Here is an 18,472-nt window from a genome sequence, read left to right on the forward strand (position 1 = left end):
TTTCGTGAACGTTCAAGCTATGACCGCAGGTTCGCTGCTCTTGCTGCTCGCAGGTTGCGCCAGTGATCCGGCGCCCACGCAGCAATTGCGCCTGGCCGACCAGACCGTAGACCAGGCGCGAGCCGTCGGTGCGACAGAAGAAAACCCGGCCATGCAGCTGGCGGTTGGGAAGCTCGCCGAGGCTCGTGCGCAAATGGCTGACGGCAATTACAAGGGCGCTCGGCTCAACGCCGAACAAGCTGAGCTGGATGCGCGCCTGGCCGAGGATCAGTTGTTGACCGCCAAGGGGCAGGAGCAGCTCAAGGTTCTGGACGCTCGTATCCAGCGCCTGCGTAAACAATTGGGGGACATGCAGTGAAGCAGTTGATGGCAATGCGCGCGGGGCTGTTGCTGGCCGCCGGCTTGATGACAGCGGGTTGCTCCAGCCAGCGCGCCAACAGCGAGGCGGTGCAGCGGGCCGAGACCGCTTTCCAGGCCGTGCGCGATGATTCCAGTGTGCTGCGCAGCGCACCCAAGGATGTCATCCGTGCAGGCGAATCACTGGCCCGTGCCGAGCGACTTGCCAGCTATTGGGGCACCGGCAGCGACGCCCAGCATTATGCCTACTTGAGCCTGCGCTATAGCGAGATCGCTCGCGAGCGAAGCGAGCAGCTGCTTAACCAGCAGCGCCTGACCAAGGCGCAGATGGACCTGCAGCGCCTGCAATTGGCCTTGCGCGACTCCAAGCTGGAAAGCGTGCAGCAGCAGGGTAAATGGCTGGAAGAGCAGATCCTGGCGCTGGCCAACGTCGAGGCGGACCGTGGCCTGGTCATGACCCTGGGCGACGTATTGTTCGATACCGGTGAGGCCCAGCTGAAGCCGCAGGCCAATCGCACGATCCTCAAGCTCGTGCAGTTCCTGCAGCTCAATCCCAAGCGCGTGGTGCGTATCGAAGGCTATACCGATAACACCGGAGAGAAAGCGTTCAACCTGCAGCTCTCGGCCGACCGCGCGCAGTCGGTGGCCGACACGCTGGTCGATCTGGGTATCGACGAATCGCGCATCCAGGTACAGGGCTATGGCGATGCCTACCCGGTGGACGCCAATGCTTCCGAGCGGGGCAGGGCGCAGAATCGTCGGGTCGAGATCGTCTTTTCCAATTCCAAGGGCGAGCTGGCACTGCCCCGCGGTTGAACGCAAGGTTGCAAGTGGCCCGTGCAGTTGCAGGATCAGCTCTGCTATCCTGCCAGCTGTCCCCGTACAGTTCGTATCTGTAGGGGTCTTCTGGCACATCGAAGGTCCGGCCATGACCAACCTCTTGCTCTACCAGCGTATCGCCCAGCAGTTGGCTGATGACATCCGTCGCGGCGTATACCAGCCAGGCGAGCGCGTGCCTTCGGTGCGCAAGATGAGCGCCCAGCTCAATGTCAGCCATGCCACGGTATTGCAGGCCTACGCGAACCTCGAGGATCAGGGGTTGATTCGGGCGCGGCCACAGTCCGGCTACTACGTGCACCAGACCCCGGCGCTGACCGCGCCGACACCCGATATTGCCCGGGTGGAGCGTCCGGGGTTGGTCACCCGCAGCAGTATCATCCAGCAGGTACTCGACGAATCCCGTCGCGAGGGTGTATTTCCGCTGGGGGCCGCGGTGCCCCATGTCGAATTTCTACCGGTACGCGCGCTGCATCAGCAGTTGGCCAAAGTCACCCGTTTCCAAAGCCCGCGTGCCTTCAGCTACATGTTCAGCCCAGGCTTCGAGCCGCTGCGCCGGCAGGTGGCGATCCGCATGCGTGATGCCGGTGTGGTGGTCGATCCCTCGGAGATCGTGATCACTCATGGCTGCGTCGATGCGTTGCAGATGAGCCTGCGCGTGCTCACCCGGCCGGGTGACCTGATCGCGGCCGAGTCACCTACCTACTATGGCTTGTTGCAGCTGGCGGATCTGCTCGGGCTCAAGGTCATCGAGATTCCCAGCGACCCGTCCACCGGCATCAGTCTGGAAGCGCTGCAGTTGGCCGCCAACCAGTGGTCGATCAAGGCGCTGGTACTGACGCCGCGGTTGAGCAATCCGCTGGGTGGAACCATGCCCGAAGAGCGTATGAAACAACTGCTGCGGCTGTCTTCGGATTTCGATATCCAGATCATCGAAGACGATATCTACGGCGAGTTGATGTTCGAACAGGGCAAAAGCAAGGCGCTCAAGGCGTTCGACCGGCTGGGCCATGTCATCTACTGCTCCAGCTTTTCCAAGACCCTGTCGCCCGGCGTGCGCATCGGTTGGATGATTGCCGGCAAATACCAGGCGGAGGTCCAGCGCTTGCAAACGTTCAGCACGCACTCGGCCTGCAGCGTCACGCAAATGGGTGTGGCCAGTTACCTGGAAAATGGTGGCTACGACCGACACTTGCGCTTCATTCGCCAGGAGTACCGCAAGAATCTGAGTGCGTTCCAGCTGGCCGTACAGCAGCACTTCCCTGAAGGTACGCAGATCACGCGGCCTACTGGGGGGTTCATTCTGTGGGTGAGCCTGCCGGGGCGGGTAAACACCCAGGAGCTGCATGTACGTGCACTGGAGCAAGGGATCAGCATTGCGCCTGGGCTGATCTTCAGCAATACAGAGCAGTTCAATCACTGCATTCGTCTCAACTGTGGTGTGCCATGGAACCGTGAGGCCGAGCGGGCACTGGCAACGCTCGGTGTGCTGGCGCGGCAATTGTGCCAGGAGTCTGGAGTTTCCTATTGAAAGCGCTCGAGGGGCTTGTCAGCGCGACGCTGAACAGGGAGCATAGAGGCTCCGTCGTTGTTGTCGTGCCCCTATGAACACCAAGCGCTGTCTCGCATTGCTGGTTTTCTGCTTGAATCTGGGCTGCTTTGCCGTGCCTTTCGTTCATGCCCAGACGCCGGACAGTCCGTCGGCAGCATCACGTCCGACAGAGGCTGCAAAGTCGACCGTCAAGGCCAACGCCGTGGCGAAGAAGGCTGCCGCGAAAAAGCCTGTGGTTCGCAAGAAGGCTGCCAAGAGCCGGTCGCGCAAGGAAGCGGATGTCATTGCCACGCCCGTGCCCAAGCCCAACCTGGACCTGAGCCTGCCCAAGGACATCGTCAAGGACCTCAAGCCGCCGACCCAGCCCGTCAACGCTGCCGTGCATCCTGCGCCGCTGGCCGAGCCTGCACCCAAGCCGATTCTCCCGGCCTTCTTCAGTGACAAGGGCAGCGAAGATTTCCAGCTCAATGGTCGCTTGCTGAACAACGAGATGCAGTTGCAGCGGCGCAGTGACGGCCGTGAAGTCGAGGGCGCCGCCCTGGACTTCAACTTCAAGCAATGAACGACCTTGACCCCTTCAGTCTGCCGTAACGATTCAGGCGACCGAATTATCGACGCAGGCATTTTCAAACGCTCGTTGGGTCACTACCATGGGTGTTCTACAACACTCTGTGCCTGTGAGGTCATGACGTCATGAAATGCCGCGAAGGCTGTGGCGCCTGCTGTATCGCCCCCTCCATCAGTTCGCCTATCCCCGGCATGCCTCTGGGCAAGCCGGCCGGGCAGCGCTGCGTGCAGCTTTCTCTGGACAATCTGTGTGCCTTGTTCGGCCTGCCCGAGCGGCCGGCCGTGTGCTCGGCATTTCATGCCGATCCCGAGGTGTGTGGCGACAGCGACCAGGACGCCGTGCGCATCCTGGGCTGGTGGGAGCAGATGACCGCGTAGGCAAAGGCTCGATCCTCGACAACAAGGAACAACAACAATGAGAGCGATGCATCGTATAGCGCTGGTGGCCCTGCTGGGCAGTGTCCACCTGTCTGCCCACGCCGAGCAGTGGTCGGTGGCCAAGGACGAGGAGGGGATCAAGGTTTCCCTGAGTGAAGTTGCCGGCTCCAAGTACAAGGCCTATCGAGGCGAGACCACTATCAAGGCCAGCGTGGCGAAGCTGCGAGCCATGCAGGAGGACGTTGCCGGGGCCTGTACCTGGATTCATGAGTGCAAGGCGCAGAAGCTGCTCAAGCATCAAGGCGACCAGACCTGGACCTACACCCAATTCAATACGCCATGGCCGGTCACCCCGCGGGACTCGGTGCTGCATATCACCACGGTCGATGGCAGTGACGGCAGCGTCACCCGCAATCTGGCCGGGGCGGCCGACTACGTGCCGCAGGAGAAGGGCTTCGTGCGTGTGGCTCAGGTGGAGGGTTTCTGGAAGATGGTTCCCCAGGGTGCCAATCAGACCCAGGTGATCTACCAGGTCCACACCGAACCGGGTGGCAGCGTGCCCTCCTGGCTTGCCAACAAGTTCGTCGTGGATGCCCCGTTCAATACGCTCAAGGCATTGCGCGCCAAAGCGGAACAGTAACAACGCAAAAGGCCGCTCGGAGGCGGCCTTTCGTTATGGCGCGAAGGCTCAGGTGCGGTCGTCCAGAGCGGTCACGTCGCGGCTTTTCTCGCCGGTGTACAGCTGGCGCGGGCGGCCGATCTTGTAGGGGCTCGACAGCATTTCCTTCCAGTGCGAGATCCAGCCCACGGTACGCGCCAAGGCGAAGATGACCGTGAACATGCTGGTTGGAATGCCGATGGCCTTGAGAATGATGCCCGAATAGAAATCGACGTTCGGGTAGAGCGAGCGCTCGATGAAGTAGGGGTCGGTCAAGGCGATCTCTTCCAGGCGCATGGCCAGTTCGAGTTGCGGATCGTTCTTGATGCCCAGTTCCTTCAACACTTCGTCGCACGTCTGCTTCATCACCGTGGCCCGTGGGTCGCGGTTCTTGTAGACGCGGTGACCGAAGCCCATCAGCTTGAACGGGTCGTTCTTGTCCTTGGCCTTGGCGATGAAGGTGTCGATGTTGGACACATCGCCGATCTCGTCGAGCATGGTCAGCACGGCTTCGTTGGCACCGCCGTGGGCCGGACCCCAGAGTGCTGCAATACCGGCTGCGATGCAGGCGAACGGGTTGGCACCCGACGAGCCTGCCAGGCGCACGGTGGAGGTGGACGCATTCTGTTCGTGATCGGCGTGCAGAATGAAGATGCGATCCATGGCCTTGGCCAGCACCGGGCTGATCGGTTTGATCTCGCAGGGCGTGTTGAACATCATGTGCAGGAAGTTTTCCGCATATGACAGGTCGTTGCGCGGGTACATCATGGGCTGGCCCATGGAGTACTTGTAGACCATGGCGGCCAGGGTCGGCATCTTGGCCACCAGGCGGACTGCAGAGATCTCGCGGTGCTGCGGGTTATTGATGTCGAGCGAGTCGTGGTAGAACGCGGACAGCGCACCGACCACGCCGCACATGATGGCCATCGGGTGGGCATCGCGGCGGAAGCCGTTGAAGAAGGTCTTCAACTGCTCGTGAACCATGGTGTGGTTCTTGATGTTGCAGACGAACTTGGCTTTCTGCTCGGCCGTAGGCAATTCGCCATTAAGCAGCAGGTAGCAGGTTTCGAGGTAGTCGGATTGTTCGGCAAGTTGCTCGATCGGATAGCCGCGGTGCAGCAGGATTCCGGCATCGCCGTCGATGTAGGTGATCTTCGACTCGCACGAGGCGGTCGACATGAAGCCTGGGTCGAAAGTGAAGCGGCCCGTGGCAGTCAAACTCCTGACGTCGATTACATCGGGACCAACGGTGCCGGTTAAAATCGGCAGTTCGACGGGGGCTGCGCCCTCGATGATCAACTGCGCTTTTTTGTCAGCCATGTGGCCTCCTATTAATGCTTGGAATCATCAGACAGACCCCCCACGCAGGGCCCGCACCACTATAGTGAGATAAATTCGAATGTCAATTTGCTTAAAGTAAGGCTCCAGAGCGCCGCGAGCGCGCTTTTTTCGCGAAATTCCGCCCCGTTCAAACCTTTTGCCACGCTTGCGCAATCCGCTGTCCGGGGCCTGTGGTGCGTTGTCATTAGTATCCTAACTGTCTATACTCGGCAGCCGACCGCCGGGGGCTTTTCCGAGCCATTTCGACGGGGTCGTCACTCCCTGGGTGGTGAGTACCTGACCAGTACACTTCCCTACAACTTGCCCTGCTTGCTAGGGGCTCTTCAGTGTGAAAAAAGCCGTGAATAGCCAACGACCTGTAAACCTAGACCTAAGGACCATCAAACTCCCTGTCACTGCTTACACGTCCATTCTCCATCGTATATCCGGTGTCATCCTGTTCCTGGGCATCGCTCTCATGCTGTACGCATTGGGCAAATCCCTGGGTTCGGAGGAAGGCTTCGGCGAGGTGAAGGCGTATATGACCAGCCCGCTGGCCAAGTTCGTGATCTGGGCCCTGCTGTCCGCCTTGCTGTATCACCTGGTGGCCGGTGTGCGCCACCTGATTATGGACATGGGCATCGGCGAGACGCTGGAAGGCGGCAAGCTGGGCTCTAAAATCGTTCTCATCATCTCGGTGGTGCTGATCGTTCTGGCAGGAGTTTGGGTATGGTAACCAACGTTACGAACCTTTCGCGTTCGGGCCTCTATGACTGGATGGCACAGCGTGTGTCTGCGGTCGTTCTCGCGGCTTATTTTCTTTTTCTGATCGGCTACATCGTTGCCAATCCAGGCATCGAATACACCCAATGGCACTCGCTGTTCAGCAGCAACTGGATGCGCATCTTCAGCCTTCTGGCCCTGGTCGCCCTCGGCGCCCACGCCTGGGTCGGCATGTGGACCATTGCCACCGACTACCTGACGCCAATGGCGTTCGGCAAGTCGGCCACGGCTATACGCTTCCTGTTCCAGGCGGTATGCGGCGTCGCGATGTTCGCGTACTTCGTCTGGGGTGTGCAGATTCTTTGGGGTATCTGATTCATGGCTAACATTAGTACGCTTTCCTTCGACGCCATCATCATTGGTGGTGGTGGTGCCGGCATGCGCGCAGCGCTGCAGCTGGCCCAGGGTGGTCACAAGACCGCCGTTGTCACCAAGGTATTCCCGACTCGCTCGCACACCGTGTCGGCGCAGGGCGGCATCACCTGCGCCATCGCCTCGGCCGACCCGAACGATGACTGGCGCTGGCACATGTACGATACCGTCAAGGGTTCCGACTACATCGGCGACCAGGACGCTATCGAGTACATGTGTTCGGTAGGCCCGGAAGCGGTCTTCGAGCTCGAGCACATGGGTCTGCCGTTCTCGCGTACCGAGCAGGGTCGCATCTACCAGCGTCCGTTCGGTGGCCAGTCCAAGGACTTCGGCAAGGGCGGCCAGGCCGCACGTACCTGCGCCGCTGCCGACCGTACCGGCCATGCGCTGCTGCACACCCTGTACCAGGCCAACCTGAAAGCCGGTACCGTGTTCCTGAACGAGTACTACGCGGTCGATCTGGTGAAGAACCAGGACGGCGCGATCGTTGGTGTCATCGCCATCTGCATCGAAACCGGCGAGACCTCGTACATCCGCGCCAACGCCACCGTGTTGGCCACCGGCGGGGCAGGACGTATCTACTCGTCCACCACCAACGCCCTGATCAACACCGGTGACGGCGTGGGCATGGCCTTGCGTGCCGGTGTGCCGGTGCAGGACATCGAGATGTGGCAGTTCCACCCGACCGGCATCGCCGGCGCAGGTGTACTGGTCACCGAGGGTTGCCGCGGTGAAGGCGGCTACCTGATCAACAAGCATGGCGAGCGTTTCATGGAGCGCTACGCGCCGAACGCCAAGGACCTTGCCGGTCGTGACGTGGTTGCGCGGTCGATGGTCAAGGAAATCATCGCCGGCAACGGTTGTGGTCCGGATGGCGATCACGTGATGCTCAAGCTCGATCACCTGGGCGAGGAAGTGCTGCACAGCCGCCTGCCAGGCATCATGGAATTGTCCAAGACCTTTGCCCACGTCGATCCGGCCGTTGCGCCGATTCCTGTCGTGCCAACTTGTCATTACATGATGGGGGGTGTCGCTACCAACATCCACGGTCAGGCAATCACTCAGGACGCCAATGGCAACGACGCCATTATCCCGGGTCTGTTCGCCGTGGGCGAAGTGGCTTGCGTGTCGGTCCATGGCGCCAACCGCCTGGGCGGCAACTCGCTGCTCGACCTGGTGGTGTTCGGCCGTGCCGCAGGCCTGCACCTGGAGCAGGCGCTGAGCGAAGGCATCGAATACCGCCGCGCCAGCGACACCGATCTGGAAGTCGCCCTGGCGCGTCTGGACGGCCTCAATGCGCGCACCACGGGCGAAGATGTTGCCAGCCTGCGCAAAGAGCTGCAGAGCTGCATGCAGAACTACTTCGGTGTGTTCCGCACCGGCGAGTACATGCAGAAAGGTATCGATCAGCTGGCCGGCCTGCGCGAGCGCATCGCCAACGTCAAGATCAACGACAAGAGCCAGGGCTTCAACACCGCCCGGATCGAAGCGCTGGAATTGCAGAACCTGCTGGAAGTGGCGGAAGCCACCGCGATTGCCGCCGAGCATCGCAAAGAGTCCCGCGGCGCTCACGCCCGTGAAGACTTCGAAGATCGCGACGACGAAAATTGGCTGTGCCACACCCTGTACTTCCCGGGTGAAAAACGTGTTGCCAAACGCGCCGTGAACTTCTCGCCGAAAACCGTTCCGACCATGGAACCGAAGATCCGGACTTACTGAGGGTGGCCACCATGTTGCAAGTCAGTGTTTATCGCTACAACCCGGACCAGGACGCAGCGCCGTCCATGCAGGAATTCCAGGTCGACACCGGTGGCAAGGATGTGATGGTGCTGGACGTGCTGGCCTTGATCAAGGAACAGGACGAAGGCTTCTCCTACCGTCGCTCTTGCCGTGAAGGCGTATGCGGTTCCGATGGCATGAACATCAACGGCAAGAACGGCCTGGCGTGCATCACGCCGCTGTCCGCTGTCGTAAAAGGTAACAAGTTGATCGTGCGCCCGCTGCCAGGGTTGCCGGTGATCCGTGACCTGGTCGTGGATATGAGCATCTTCTACAAGCAGTACGAGAAGGTTAAGCCGTTCCTGCAGAACGACACGCCGGCCCCGGCCATCGAGCGTTTGCAGACTCCGGAAGAGCGCGAGAAGCTGGACGGTCTGTACGAGTGCATCCTGTGCGCCTGCTGCTCGACTTCCTGCCCTTCGTTCTGGTGGAACCCCGACAAGTTCCTCGGCCCGGCGGCGCTGCTGCAGGCCTACCGTTTCCTGGCCGACAGCCGTGACACCCGGACCAACGAGCGCCTGGCGTCGATGGATGATCCGTTCAGCGTATTCCGCTGCCGCGGCATCATGAACTGCGTCAGCGTTTGCCCCAAGGGCCTGAACCCCACCAAAGCCATTGGCCACGTGCGGAACATGCTGTTGTCCAACGGCGTCTGATTCATCTGCTACACCGCAAGCCATCACAGCGCTGGACTGATCCTGCGCTGTGATGAAAACCCGAGCGTGGCTGTGTAAGGCTTCGCTTTTACTTTCGAAGAAACAAGACCAGCAGGGGCTCCGGGCTGGTACCCGGACTACCAGCGTACAACTGAGGTGGCTTGCACGGTCGCTGTACATGGACCGCGTCAATGCGCCCAAGGTGTGAGCGCCGGTGGTGTCCCCTAACCGAGGGTGACCAAGCATGCAAGAAAGCGTGATGCAGCGCATGTGGAACAGCGCCCACCTATCCGGTGGTAACGCTGCCTATGTGGAAGAGCTCTATGAGCTTTACCTGCACGACCCTAACGCTGTGCCAGAAGAGTGGCGCACCTACTTTCAGAAGTTGCCTGCCGAAGGCAGCACTGCCACCGACGTTGCACACTCCACCATCCGCGACCATTTCGTCCTGCTGGCCAAAAACCAGCGCCGTGCCCAACCGGTTTCCGCCGGTAGCGTGAGCAGCGAGCACGAAAAGAAGCAGGTGGAAGTGCTGCGATTGATTCAGGCTTACCGGATGCGCGGCCACCAGGCAGCCCAACTGGACCCGTTGGGGCTGTGGCAACGGCCTGCTCCGGCAGACCTGTCAATCAACCATTACGGCATGACCAATGCCGATCTGGATACGACCTTCCGTGCCGGCGACCTGTTCATCGGCAAAGAGGAGGCGAGCCTACGTGAAATTCTCGAGGCTTTGCAGCAGACATATTGCCGCACCATCGGCGCCGAGTTCACCCACATCACCGATTCCGAGCAGCGCAGCTGGTTCCAGCAGCGCCTGGAAAGTGTGCGCGGTCGTCCATCGTTCTCGGCCGAGAGCCGCAGCCACGTGCTCGAGCGCGTCACCGCGGCCGAAGGCCTGGAAAAGTACCTGGGCACCAAGTACCCGGGCACCAAGCGTTTCGGTCTGGAAGGCGGCGAGAGCCTGATTCCGATGCTGGACGAGATGATCCAGCGTTCGGGCTCGTACGGCACCAAGGAAGTCGTGATCGGCATGGCCCACCGTGGCCGTCTCAACGTGCTGGTCAACACCTTCGGCAAGAACCCGCGCGATCTGTTCGACGAATTCGAAGGCAAGAAGAAGGTCGAGCTGGGTTCCGGTGACGTCAAGTATCACCAGGGCTTCTCGTCCAACGTGATGACCGCAGGTGGCGAAGTTCACCTGGCCATGGCGTTCAACCCGTCTCACCTGGAAATCGTATCTCCGGTGGTCGAAGGTTCGGTACGTGCCCGCCAAGACCGTCGCAACGACGCGGTCGGCGACAAGGTGCTGCCGATCTCGCTGCACGGTGATGCTGCATTCGCCGGCCAGGGCGTGGTCATGGAAACCTTCCAGATGTCGCAGACCCGCGGTTTCAAGACCGGCGGCACCGTGCACATCGTGATCAACAACCAGGTCGGTTTCACCATCAGCAACCCGTACGACGCGCGTTCCACCGAATACGCGACCGACGTGGCCAAGATGATCCAGGCGCCGATCCTGCACGTGAATGGCGATGACCCGGAAGCCGTGGTGTTCGTCACCCAGCTGGCGATCGACTACCGCATGCAGTTCAAGCGTGACGTGGTCATCGACCTGGTCTGCTACCGCCGTCGCGGTCACAACGAAGCTGACGAGCCTAGCGGCACCCAGCCACTGATGTACCAGCAGATCGCCAAGCAGCGCACCACGCGCGAGCTGTACGCCGAAAGCCTGATCAAGGCCGGCGTGCTCGACGAAGGCAGCGTGCAGAGTCAGATCGACGAATACCGCAACGCGCTGGACAACGGTCTGCACGTGGTCAAAAGCCTGGTCAAGGAGCCGAACAAGGAATTGTTCGTCGACTGGCGTCCGTACCTGGGCCACGCCTGGACTGCGCGTCACGACACCAGCTTCGACCTCAAGACCTTGCAGGAACTGTCCGCCAAGCTGCTGGAAATCCCGGAAGGCTTCGTGGTTCAGCGTCAGGTTGCGAAGATCTACGAAGACCGGCAGAAGATGCAGGCCGGTGGCTTGCCGATCAACTGGGGCTATGCCGAGACCATGGCCTACGCCACCTTGGCGTTCGAAGGCCATCCGATCCGCATGACCGGCCAGGACATCGGCCGCGGCACCTTCTCGCACCGTCACGCGGTGCTGCACAACCAGAAGGATGCGGCGACCTACATCCCGCTGCAGAACCTCTACAGCGGCCAGCCGCGTTTCGACCTGTACGACTCCTTCCTTTCCGAGGAAGCGGTGCTGGCATTCGAATACGGCTACTCGACCACCTCGCCCAATGCGCTGGTGATCTGGGAAGCCCAGTTCGGCGACTTCGCCAACGGTGCGCAGGTTGTGGTCGACCAGTTCATCACCAGTGGCGAGCACAAGTGGGGCCGTCTGTGCGGCTTGACCATGCTGCTGCCGCACGGTTACGAAGGGCAGGGCCCGGAGCACTCGTCCGCGCGTCTGGAGCGCTACCTGCAATTGTGCGCCGAGCACAACATCCAGGTGTGCGTGCCGACCACCCCGGCGCAGATCTACCATCTGTTGCGTCGCCAGGTGATTCGTCCGCTGCGCAAGCCGCTGATCGTGCTCACGCCCAAGTCGCTGCTGCGGCACAAGCTGGCCGTATCGACCCTCGAAGACCTGGCCGAAGGCTCGTTCCAGACGGTCATTCCGGAAATCGATAACCTGGACGCCGCCAAGGTGACGCGTCTGGTGCTGTGCAGCGGCAAGGTCTACTACGACCTGCTGGAGAAGCGCCGCTCCGAAGGCCGTGAAGATGTAGCCATCGTGCGTATCGAGCAACTGTATCCGTTCCCTGAAGACGACCTGATGGAAGCGATTGCTGCCTACATCAATCTGGAACATGTGGCCTGGTGTCAGGAAGAGCCAATGAACCAGGGTGCCTGGTACAGCAGTCAGCATCACTTGCGCCGCAGCATGAGCAATCACAAGAAGACTCTGGTCCTCGAGTATGCCGGCCGTGACGCATCGGCTGCCCCGGCTTGTGGTTACGCTTCGATGCACGCCGAGCAGCAAGCCAAATTGCTGCAAGATGCCTTCACCGTTTAATGCCAACGCGCACCTGAAACCGAATTTAAGGAAATACTGATAATGGCTATCGAGATCAAAGCCCCTACCTTCCCGGAATCGGTCGCCGACGGCACCGTTGCCACCTGGCACAAGCAGCCGGGCGACGCGGTCAAGCGCGATGACCTGATCGTTGACATCGAGACCGACAAGGTCGTCCTGGAGGTGCTGGCCACCGCCGACGGCGTACTGGGCGCGATCGTCAAGAACGAAGGCGACACCGTTCTGTCGGACGAAGTCCTGGGCTCCATCGAGGCGGGCGGTGCCGCCGCTGCACCTGCTGCCGCACCTCAGGCCGCTGCTGCGCCTCAGGCTGCCGCACCGCAGGCGGCTTCGGCACCTGCCGCTGGCGATGATGACGCCATTGGCGGCCCGGCTGCACGCAAACTGGCCGAAGAAAACGGTATCAACCTGAACAGCGTCAAGGGCACCGGCAAAGACGGTCGCGTGACCAAGGAAGACCTGGTCGCCGCCATCGAAGCCAAGAAGTCTGCCCCGGCCGCCAAGCCTGCCGTGCCGGCCGCTGCCGCTGCCATCGTGCAGAGCGTCGGCGACCGCACTGAAAAGCGTGTGCCGATGACCCGTCTGCGCGCCAAGGTTGCCGAGCGCCTGGTGGAAGCCCAGTCGAACATGGCCATGCTGACCACGTTCAACGAAGTCGACATGACCGAAGTCATGGCCTTGCGCTCCAAGTACAAGGACCTGTTCGAGAAGTCGCACAATGGCGTGCGCCTGGGCTTCATGTCGTTCTTCGTCAAAGCAGCCACCGAGGCGCTGAAGCGCTTCCCGGCGGTCAACGCTTCGATCGACGGTTCGGACATCGTCTATCACGGCTATGCCGACGTCGGTGTGGCGGTTTCCAGTGACCGCGGTCTGGTGGTTCCGGTCCTGCGCAATGCCGAGGCCATGAGCCTGGCCGAGATCGAAGGCGGCATCGCCACCTTCGGCAAGAAGGCGCGCGACGGCAAGCTGTCGATGGACGAAATGACCGGGGGTACCTTTACCATCACCAACGGTGGTACCTTCGGTTCGATGATGTCGACCCCGATCGTCAACCCGCCGCAGGCGGCTATCCTGGGCATGCACAACATTCTGCAGCGCCCGATGGCGATCAACGGTCAAGTGGTCATTCGCCCGATGATGTACCTGGCGCTGTCGTATGACCATCGCCTGATCGATGGCAAGGAAGCCGTGACGTTCCTGGTGACCATCAAGAACCTGCTGGAAGATCCAGCGCGTCTGTTGCTGGATATCTGATAAGGCAGCCACAGGTCCCGGGATCTGCCATCGAGCCCACGCAGCTTGATACGGAACCCGGCACCTGGGCTTCAAGCATGCCGTTAATAGGAATCGTTTTATGACTCAGAAATTCGACGTGGTAGTGATTGGCGCAGGCCCCGGTGGCTACGTCGCTGCCATCAAGGCCGCACAACTGGGCCTCAAGACTGCCTGTATCGAAAAATATCAAGACGGCGAGGGCAAGCTGGCCCTCGGCGGTACCTGCCTGAACGTGGGTTGCATTCCCTCCAAGGCACTGCTGGACAGCTCGTGGAAATTCCACGAAGCACAGGATGGCTTTGCCATCCATGGCATCAACCACGCCGGCGTGACCATTGACGTACCGGCGATGATTGGTCGCAAGTCCAACATCGTCAAGAACCTGACCGGCGGCGTCGCCGGCCTGTTCAAGTCCAACGGCGTGACCGTACTGCAAGGCCACGGCAAGCTGCTGGCCGGCAAGAAAGTCGAAGTCACCGGCCCCAACGGTGTTGAGATCGTCGAGGCCGACAACGTCATCTTGGCATCCGGCTCGCGCCCGATCGACATCCCGCCGGCCCCTGTCGACCAGAAGATCATCGTCGACTCCACCGGCGCGCTGGAATTCCAGCAGGTGCCCAAGCGTCTTGGCGTCATCGGCGCCGGTGTGATCGGCCTGGAGCTGGGTTCGGTATGGTCCCGTCTGGGCTCCGAAGTCACCGTCCTCGAAGCGCTGGACACATTCCTCATGGCTGCCGACACCGCGGTGTCCAAGGAAGCCCTGAAGACCTTCACCAAGCAGGGTCTGGACATCAAGCTGGGCGCGCGCGTGACCGGCTCCGAAGTGCAGGGCGAAGAGGTCCTGGTCAAGTACACCGACGCCAACGGCGAACAGACGATCACCTTCGACAAGCTGATCGTTGCCGTGGGCCGTCGCCCGGTGACCACCGACCTGCTGGCTTCGGACAGCGGCGTGGACATCGACGAACGCGGTTTCATCTATGTCGATGACTATTGCGCCACCAGCGTGCCTGGCGTCTACGCCATCGGCGACGTGGTGCGTGGTTTGATGCTGGCGCACAAGGCGTCCGAGGAAGGCATCATGGTCGTCGAGCGCATCAAGGGCCACAAGGCCGTGATGAACTACGACCTGATTCCCTCGGTCATCTACACCCACCCGGAAATCGCATGGGTCGGCAAGACCGAACAGACGCTGAAGGCCGAAGGTGTTGAGGTCAACGTCGGCAGCTTCCCGTTCGCAGCCAGTGGTCGTGCCATGGCTGCCAATGACACCGGCGGTTTCGTCAAGGTCATCGCCGATGCCAAGACCGACCGCGTACTGGGTGTACACGTGATCGGCCCGAGCGCGGCAGAATTGGTTCAGCAGGGCGCCATCGCCATGGAGTTCGGCACCAGTGCCGAAGACCTGGGCATGATGGTCTTCTCGCATCCGACCCTGTCGGAAGCCTTGCACGAAGCGGCCCTGGCCGTGAATGGCGGCGCCATCCACATTGCCAACCGCAAGAAGCGTTAAACAATAAGAAACCACGGCGGCCTGCCCGTCGCATGTCCTGTCCACAGGGCCTGCCGCGGAACGCCCGCCGGACTCACCTCGCCGGTCAACCGGCGAGTAGCAGTCACAGGTGGCGCGGCACTTCAATCATGAAGCGCAGCGCCGAAAAGCGCAGTACCTAACGAAGACGGTAATAAGCATGAATCTTCACGAGTATCAGGGTAAGCAGCTGTTCGCTGAATACGGCCTGCCAGTATCCAAGGGTTACGCGGTAGACACCCCCGAAGACGCCGCAGAAGCCTGCGACAAGATCGGCGGCAGCGAGTGGGTCGTCAAGGCCCAGGTCCACGCTGGTGGTCGCGGCAAGGCTGGTGGTGTGAAACTGGTTCGCAGCAAGGAAGACGCCAAGGCTTTCGCTCAGCAGTGGCTGGGCAAGCGTCTGGTGACCTACCAGACTGACGCCAACGGTCAGCCCGTCACCAAGATCCTGGTCGAGTCCTGCACCGATATCGCCAAAGAGCTGTATCTGGGTGCCGTAGTGGACCGTTCCAGCCGTCGCATCGTGTTCATGGCTTCCACCGAAGGTGGCGTGGACATCGAGAAGATCGCTCACGACACTCCCGAGAAGATCCTCAAGTCCACCATTGACCCGCTGGTCGGCGCACAGCCGTTCCAGGGCCGTGAGCTGGCATTCCAGCTGGGTCTGGAAGGCAAGCAGGTTGCTCAGTTCGCCAAGATCTTCGTTGGCCTGGCCAAGCTGTTCCAGGACCACGATCTGGCCCTGCTGGAAGTCAACCCATTGGTCATCAAGGCTGATGGCGATCTGCATTGCCTCGATGCCAAGATCAACATCGACGCCAACGCCATGTACCGTCAGCCCAAGCTGAAGGGTTTCCACGACCCATCGCAGGATGACCCGCGTGAGGCGCACGCCGCCAAGTTCGAACTGAACTACGTGGCCCTGGAAGGCAACATTGGCTGCATGGTCAACGGTGCTGGCCTGGCCATGGGTACCATGGACATCGTCAACCTGCATGGCGGCAAGCCAGCCAACTTCCTTGACGTTGGCGGTGGTGCCACCAAGGAACGCGTAACCGAAGCGTTCAAGATCATCCTGTCCGACGCCAATGTCGCGGCCGTACTGGTCAACATCTTCGGCGGCATCGTTCGTTGCGACATGATTGCCGAAGGCATCATTGGCGCAGTGAAGGAAGTCGGCGTGAAAATCCCGGTGGTTGTGCGCCTTGAAGGCAACAACGCTGAACTGGGCGCTAAAGTACTGGCGGAAAGCGGTCTGAACATCATCGCAGCCACCAGCCTGACCGACGCTGCTCAACAAGTTGTCAAAGCTGCGGAGGGCAAGTAATGAGCGTCCTGATCAATAAAGACACCAAGGTCATCTGCCAGGGCTTCACCGGCTCGCAGGGCACTTTCCACTCCGAACAGGCCATCGCCTACGGCACCAAGATGGTCGGCGGCGTGACCCCGGGCAAGGGTGGCACCACTCACCTGAACCTGCCGGTGTTCAACACTGTCCAGGAAGCTGTCGACACCACCGGCGCAACTGCCTCGGTCATCTACGTACCGGCTCCTTTCTGCAAGGATTCCATCCTTGAAGCAGCGTTCGCCGGCATCAAGCTGATCGTGTGCATCACCGAAGGCATTCCTACCCTGGATATGCTGGATGCCAAGGTCAAGTGCGACGAGCTGGGCGTGGTCCTGATCGGCCCGAACTGCCCAGGCGTGATCACTCCGGGCGAATGCAAGATCGGCATCATGCCAGGTCACATTCACCTGCCAGGCAAAGTAGGCATCGTGTCGCGTTCCGGCACACTGACTTACGAAGCTGTGAAGCAAACCACTGATGCCGGTTTCGGTCAGTCGACTTGCGTTGGTATCGGTGGCGACCCGATCCCGGGCTCGAACTTCATCGACATCCTGAAACTGTTCCAGGAAGACCCGAAGACCGAAGCGATCGTGATGATCGGCGAGATCGGCGGTTCGGCTGAAGAAGAAGCGGCTGCCTACATCAAGGCACACGTAACCAAGCCGGTTGTTTCCTACATCGCTGGTGTAACTGCCCCTGCGGGCAAGCGCATGGGCCATGCCGGTGCAATCATCTCCGGCGGCAAAGGTACTGCAGACGAGAAGTTCGCAGCACTGGAAGACGCCGGTGTGAAAACCGTGCGTTCGCTGGCCGACATCGGCAAGGCTTTGGCCGAGCTGACTGGCTGGGCGGTCAAGTAAGCTTCGCTTACCTGTTCGCGTAGTCGCAAAAGCCACCTTCGGGTGGCTTTTGTGTTTTCAGCGCAGGCTAACCTTGCCGAGTCAGCCACTGCTGGCGCGTCAACTCCCAGACCTCTTCCTCCATGCGGCCGCATACGAAGTCCTGTTCCCGCCGAAGAACCACTTGCATGCCTTCGCGCATGGAGATCCGTCGGGACGCCTCGTTCGCCACTGCCTTGGCAACCCTCAAGACGGGTCTATCCAAGGTCTGGAACCAGAAACGAGTCACCACTTCGCATGCTTCGCCAACGAGCCCCTGGTTTTGCCAGGGCTTGGCGAGCCAGAAGCTTCTGTTGTCGTCGCATTCGTCCATCAGGCTGATCACGCCGATCATCGTCTCAGGCGCAGCGTGCAGCCGGAGTGTCCAGTGCCATTCTTCGGCGTCGGCCATGGCCGGTAGCGCATCGTCGCGGATGTAGCGCAGCCCTTCGTCGGCGGGGTAGGGCCACGGCATGTTGGCAGTGATGTAGCGAACCATGTCCCAGTCTGCGATCAGCTGCTGGTAGCGTGGCGCGTCGGCCAGGGTGAGCGGGAGCAGCAGCAGCCTGCGAGTACTGAGTGTGGGTATGAGGGGGGCCGTACAGTCGTTCATCGTGTAATGCTCATGAAAACCGAGGACTTTACTGAGCTTATGTAGTCTCGCATGTAGGAAGTATCATTAAACGATGTAGGGGCTTTCCTTAATTGATATCACCATTTATATCGATTGAGGCAATCGATCACATTGATCTGGTTGCGGGTAGCCACTCTCATGTAATATGTCGACCCGCCATAATGTCGCAGCCCGTGAACGAAAGTTCAGGTTGTGGATTCTGGCCGGCTGCCAGCAGTGACCTTGTGCTGCAAGGCATGCCAAGGTCGATGTCACTGAAGTCGCTGAAGACAATATTCAACAAGAAAGTCAGCACGCTAAGGACATGAATGTGAGGCCGATGCAACGAATTTGGCCTTCTATGCCATTTACACGGTTTGCCGGCGACTCGTTTCGCGGCCCCTTGCGGGCAGCTTGAAACGTCAGCGTTGTCGGATCGAGCCAATGGCGTTCAATCCTAGGAATTTCTGT

17 protein-coding genes are annotated in these 18,472 nt (G+C 60.6%); 15 read left to right on the top strand and 2 right to left on the bottom strand.

Translation table 11 applies throughout. The features are described from left to right. Positions 1-4 precede the first annotated feature (4 nt). The 6 genes from IFT98_RS12205 to IFT98_RS12230 all read left to right on the top strand — a co-directional run bounded on the left by IFT98_RS12205 (position 5) and on the right by IFT98_RS12230 (position 4,331). Entirely contained in the window at positions 5-358 is a 354-nt protein-coding gene (locus tag IFT98_RS12205) for a DUF4398 domain-containing protein (protein ID WP_446730831.1), read from the top strand. Between the two features lie 8 nt (positions 359-366). Then, positions 367-1,173 carry an OmpA family protein gene (locus tag IFT98_RS12210; RefSeq protein WP_192049429.1) on the top strand — a complete coding sequence of 269 codons (807 nt, stop codon included), beginning with the start codon at positions 367-369 and terminating at the stop codon, positions 1,171-1,173. A gap of 112 nt (positions 1,174-1,285) precedes the next feature. Then, positions 1,286-2,725, top strand: a complete 1,440-nt coding sequence (locus IFT98_RS12215; RefSeq protein ID WP_122477290.1) for an aminotransferase-like domain-containing protein — start codon at positions 1,286-1,288, stop codon at positions 2,723-2,725. Positions 2,726-2,798: 73 nt separating this feature from the next. After that, positions 2,799-3,308: a translation initiation factor 2 gene (locus tag IFT98_RS12220; protein ID WP_192048904.1), complete on the top strand. Its 510-nt coding sequence runs from the start codon at positions 2,799-2,801 to the stop codon at positions 3,306-3,308. Positions 3,309-3,439: 131 nt separating this feature from the next. After that, positions 3,440-3,691: a YkgJ family cysteine cluster protein gene (locus tag IFT98_RS12225; RefSeq protein WP_122477294.1), complete on the top strand. Its 252-nt coding sequence runs from the start codon at positions 3,440-3,442 to the stop codon at positions 3,689-3,691. A gap of 37 nt (positions 3,692-3,728) precedes the next feature. Next, positions 3,729-4,331: an START domain-containing protein gene (locus tag IFT98_RS12230; RefSeq protein WP_122477295.1), complete on the top strand. Its 603-nt coding sequence runs from the start codon at positions 3,729-3,731 to the stop codon at positions 4,329-4,331. Positions 4,332-4,379: 48 nt separating this feature from the next. On the opposite strand, the gene gltA is transcribed toward IFT98_RS12230, so the two are convergent. After that, the gene (gene gltA, locus IFT98_RS12235) at positions 4,380-5,669 is read right to left on the bottom strand and encodes a citrate synthase (RefSeq protein ID WP_192048906.1); all 1,290 of its coding nucleotides are present in this window, start codon (positions 5,667-5,669) and stop codon (positions 4,380-4,382) included. Between the two features lie 349 nt (positions 5,670-6,018). Here gltA and sdhC point away from each other — a divergent pair, with 349 nt between their 5' ends. From sdhC to sucD, 9 genes are all read left to right on the top strand, one after another. Beyond that, complete coding sequence (sdhC, locus tag IFT98_RS12240; protein ID WP_185793015.1) at positions 6,019-6,405, top strand: succinate dehydrogenase, cytochrome b556 subunit; 387 nt, start codon at positions 6,019-6,021, stop codon at positions 6,403-6,405. Next, positions 6,399-6,767, top strand: a complete 369-nt coding sequence (gene sdhD / locus IFT98_RS12245) for a succinate dehydrogenase, hydrophobic membrane anchor protein (RefSeq protein ID WP_043190640.1) — start codon at positions 6,399-6,401, stop codon at positions 6,765-6,767. The genes sdhC and sdhD overlap by 7 nt, the downstream gene beginning before the upstream one ends. A 3-nt stretch (positions 6,768-6,770) precedes the next feature. Then, a complete protein-coding gene (sdhA, locus tag IFT98_RS12250) occupies positions 6,771-8,543 on the top strand; it encodes a succinate dehydrogenase flavoprotein subunit (RefSeq protein ID WP_122477298.1) in 1,773 nt (590 codons plus the stop codon). Positions 8,544-8,554: 11 nt separating this feature from the next. After that, entirely contained in the window at positions 8,555-9,259 is a 705-nt protein-coding gene (locus tag IFT98_RS12255) for a succinate dehydrogenase iron-sulfur subunit (protein WP_192048909.1), read from the top strand. A gap of 244 nt (positions 9,260-9,503) precedes the next feature. Then, the gene (locus tag IFT98_RS12260; RefSeq protein WP_192048911.1) at positions 9,504-12,335 is read left to right on the top strand and encodes a 2-oxoglutarate dehydrogenase E1 component; all 2,832 of its coding nucleotides are present in this window, start codon (positions 9,504-9,506) and stop codon (positions 12,333-12,335) included. Between the two features lie 42 nt (positions 12,336-12,377). Next, positions 12,378-13,610 (top strand): 2-oxoglutarate dehydrogenase complex dihydrolipoyllysine-residue succinyltransferase, encoded by a 1,233-nt coding sequence (gene odhB / locus IFT98_RS12265; protein ID WP_122715782.1) that lies wholly within the window; start codon positions 12,378-12,380, stop codon positions 13,608-13,610. Positions 13,611-13,710: 100 nt separating this feature from the next. Further along, positions 13,711-15,144 carry a dihydrolipoyl dehydrogenase gene (gene lpdA / locus IFT98_RS12270; RefSeq protein WP_122796368.1) on the top strand — a complete coding sequence of 478 codons (1,434 nt, stop codon included), beginning with the start codon at positions 13,711-13,713 and terminating at the stop codon, positions 15,142-15,144. A 178-nt stretch (positions 15,145-15,322) separates the two neighbouring features. Continuing rightward, positions 15,323-16,489 (top strand): ADP-forming succinate--CoA ligase subunit beta, encoded by a 1,167-nt coding sequence (sucC, locus tag IFT98_RS12275; protein ID WP_122796369.1) that lies wholly within the window; start codon positions 15,323-15,325, stop codon positions 16,487-16,489. Then, on the top strand, positions 16,489-17,370 hold the full coding sequence (sucD, locus tag IFT98_RS12280) for a succinate--CoA ligase subunit alpha (protein ID WP_122796370.1): 882 nt from the start codon (positions 16,489-16,491) through the stop codon (positions 17,368-17,370). The genes sucC and sucD overlap by 1 nt, the downstream gene beginning before the upstream one ends. A 67-nt stretch (positions 17,371-17,437) precedes the next feature. Here the strand turns inward: sucD and IFT98_RS12285 are convergent, their stop codons facing one another. Further along, positions 17,438-18,001 (bottom strand): GNAT family N-acetyltransferase, encoded by a 564-nt coding sequence (locus tag IFT98_RS12285; protein WP_192048913.1) that lies wholly within the window; start codon positions 17,999-18,001, stop codon positions 17,438-17,440. Positions 18,002-18,472 lie beyond the last annotated feature (471 nt).

Source organism: Pseudomonas sp. CFBP 8770 (assembly GCF_014841705.1).
GTDB lineage: Bacteria > Pseudomonadota > Gammaproteobacteria > Pseudomonadales > Pseudomonadaceae > Aquipseudomonas.

Excerpts from the sequence above, each read along its gene's own strand:
- IFT98_RS12220 (WP_192048904.1), top strand. The coding sequence starts at position 2,799 with ATGAACACCAAGCGCTGTCTCGCATTGCTGGTTTTCTGCTTGAATCTG.
- IFT98_RS12225 (WP_122477294.1), top strand. The coding sequence starts at position 3,440 with ATGAAATGCCGCGAAGGCTGTGGCGCCTGCTGTATCGCCCCCTCCATC.
- IFT98_RS12260 (WP_192048911.1), top strand. The coding sequence starts at position 9,504 with ATGCAAGAAAGCGTGATGCAGCGCATGTGGAACAGCGCCCACCTATCC.
- sucC (WP_122796369.1), top strand. The coding sequence starts at position 15,323 with ATGAATCTTCACGAGTATCAGGGTAAGCAGCTGTTCGCTGAATACGGC.
- sdhD (WP_043190640.1), top strand. The coding sequence starts at position 6,399 with ATGGTAACCAACGTTACGAACCTTTCGCGTTCGGGCCTCTATGACTGG.
- IFT98_RS12215 (WP_122477290.1), top strand. The coding sequence starts at position 1,286 with ATGACCAACCTCTTGCTCTACCAGCGTATCGCCCAGCAGTTGGCTGAT.
- IFT98_RS12285 (WP_192048913.1), bottom strand. The coding sequence starts at position 18,001 with ATGAACGACTGTACGGCCCCCCTCATACCCACACTCAGTACTCGCAGG.
- odhB (WP_122715782.1), top strand. The coding sequence starts at position 12,378 with ATGGCTATCGAGATCAAAGCCCCTACCTTCCCGGAATCGGTCGCCGAC.
- IFT98_RS12210 (WP_192049429.1), top strand. The coding sequence starts at position 367 with ATGGCAATGCGCGCGGGGCTGTTGCTGGCCGCCGGCTTGATGACAGCG.
- IFT98_RS12255 (WP_192048909.1), top strand. The coding sequence starts at position 8,555 with ATGTTGCAAGTCAGTGTTTATCGCTACAACCCGGACCAGGACGCAGCG.
- gltA (WP_192048906.1), bottom strand. The coding sequence starts at position 5,669 with ATGGCTGACAAAAAAGCGCAGTTGATCATCGAGGGCGCAGCCCCCGTC.
- sucD (WP_122796370.1), top strand. The coding sequence starts at position 16,489 with ATGAGCGTCCTGATCAATAAAGACACCAAGGTCATCTGCCAGGGCTTC.
- sdhA (WP_122477298.1), top strand. The coding sequence starts at position 6,771 with ATGGCTAACATTAGTACGCTTTCCTTCGACGCCATCATCATTGGTGGT.
- IFT98_RS12230 (WP_122477295.1), top strand. The coding sequence starts at position 3,729 with ATGAGAGCGATGCATCGTATAGCGCTGGTGGCCCTGCTGGGCAGTGTC.
- lpdA (WP_122796368.1), top strand. The coding sequence starts at position 13,711 with ATGACTCAGAAATTCGACGTGGTAGTGATTGGCGCAGGCCCCGGTGGC.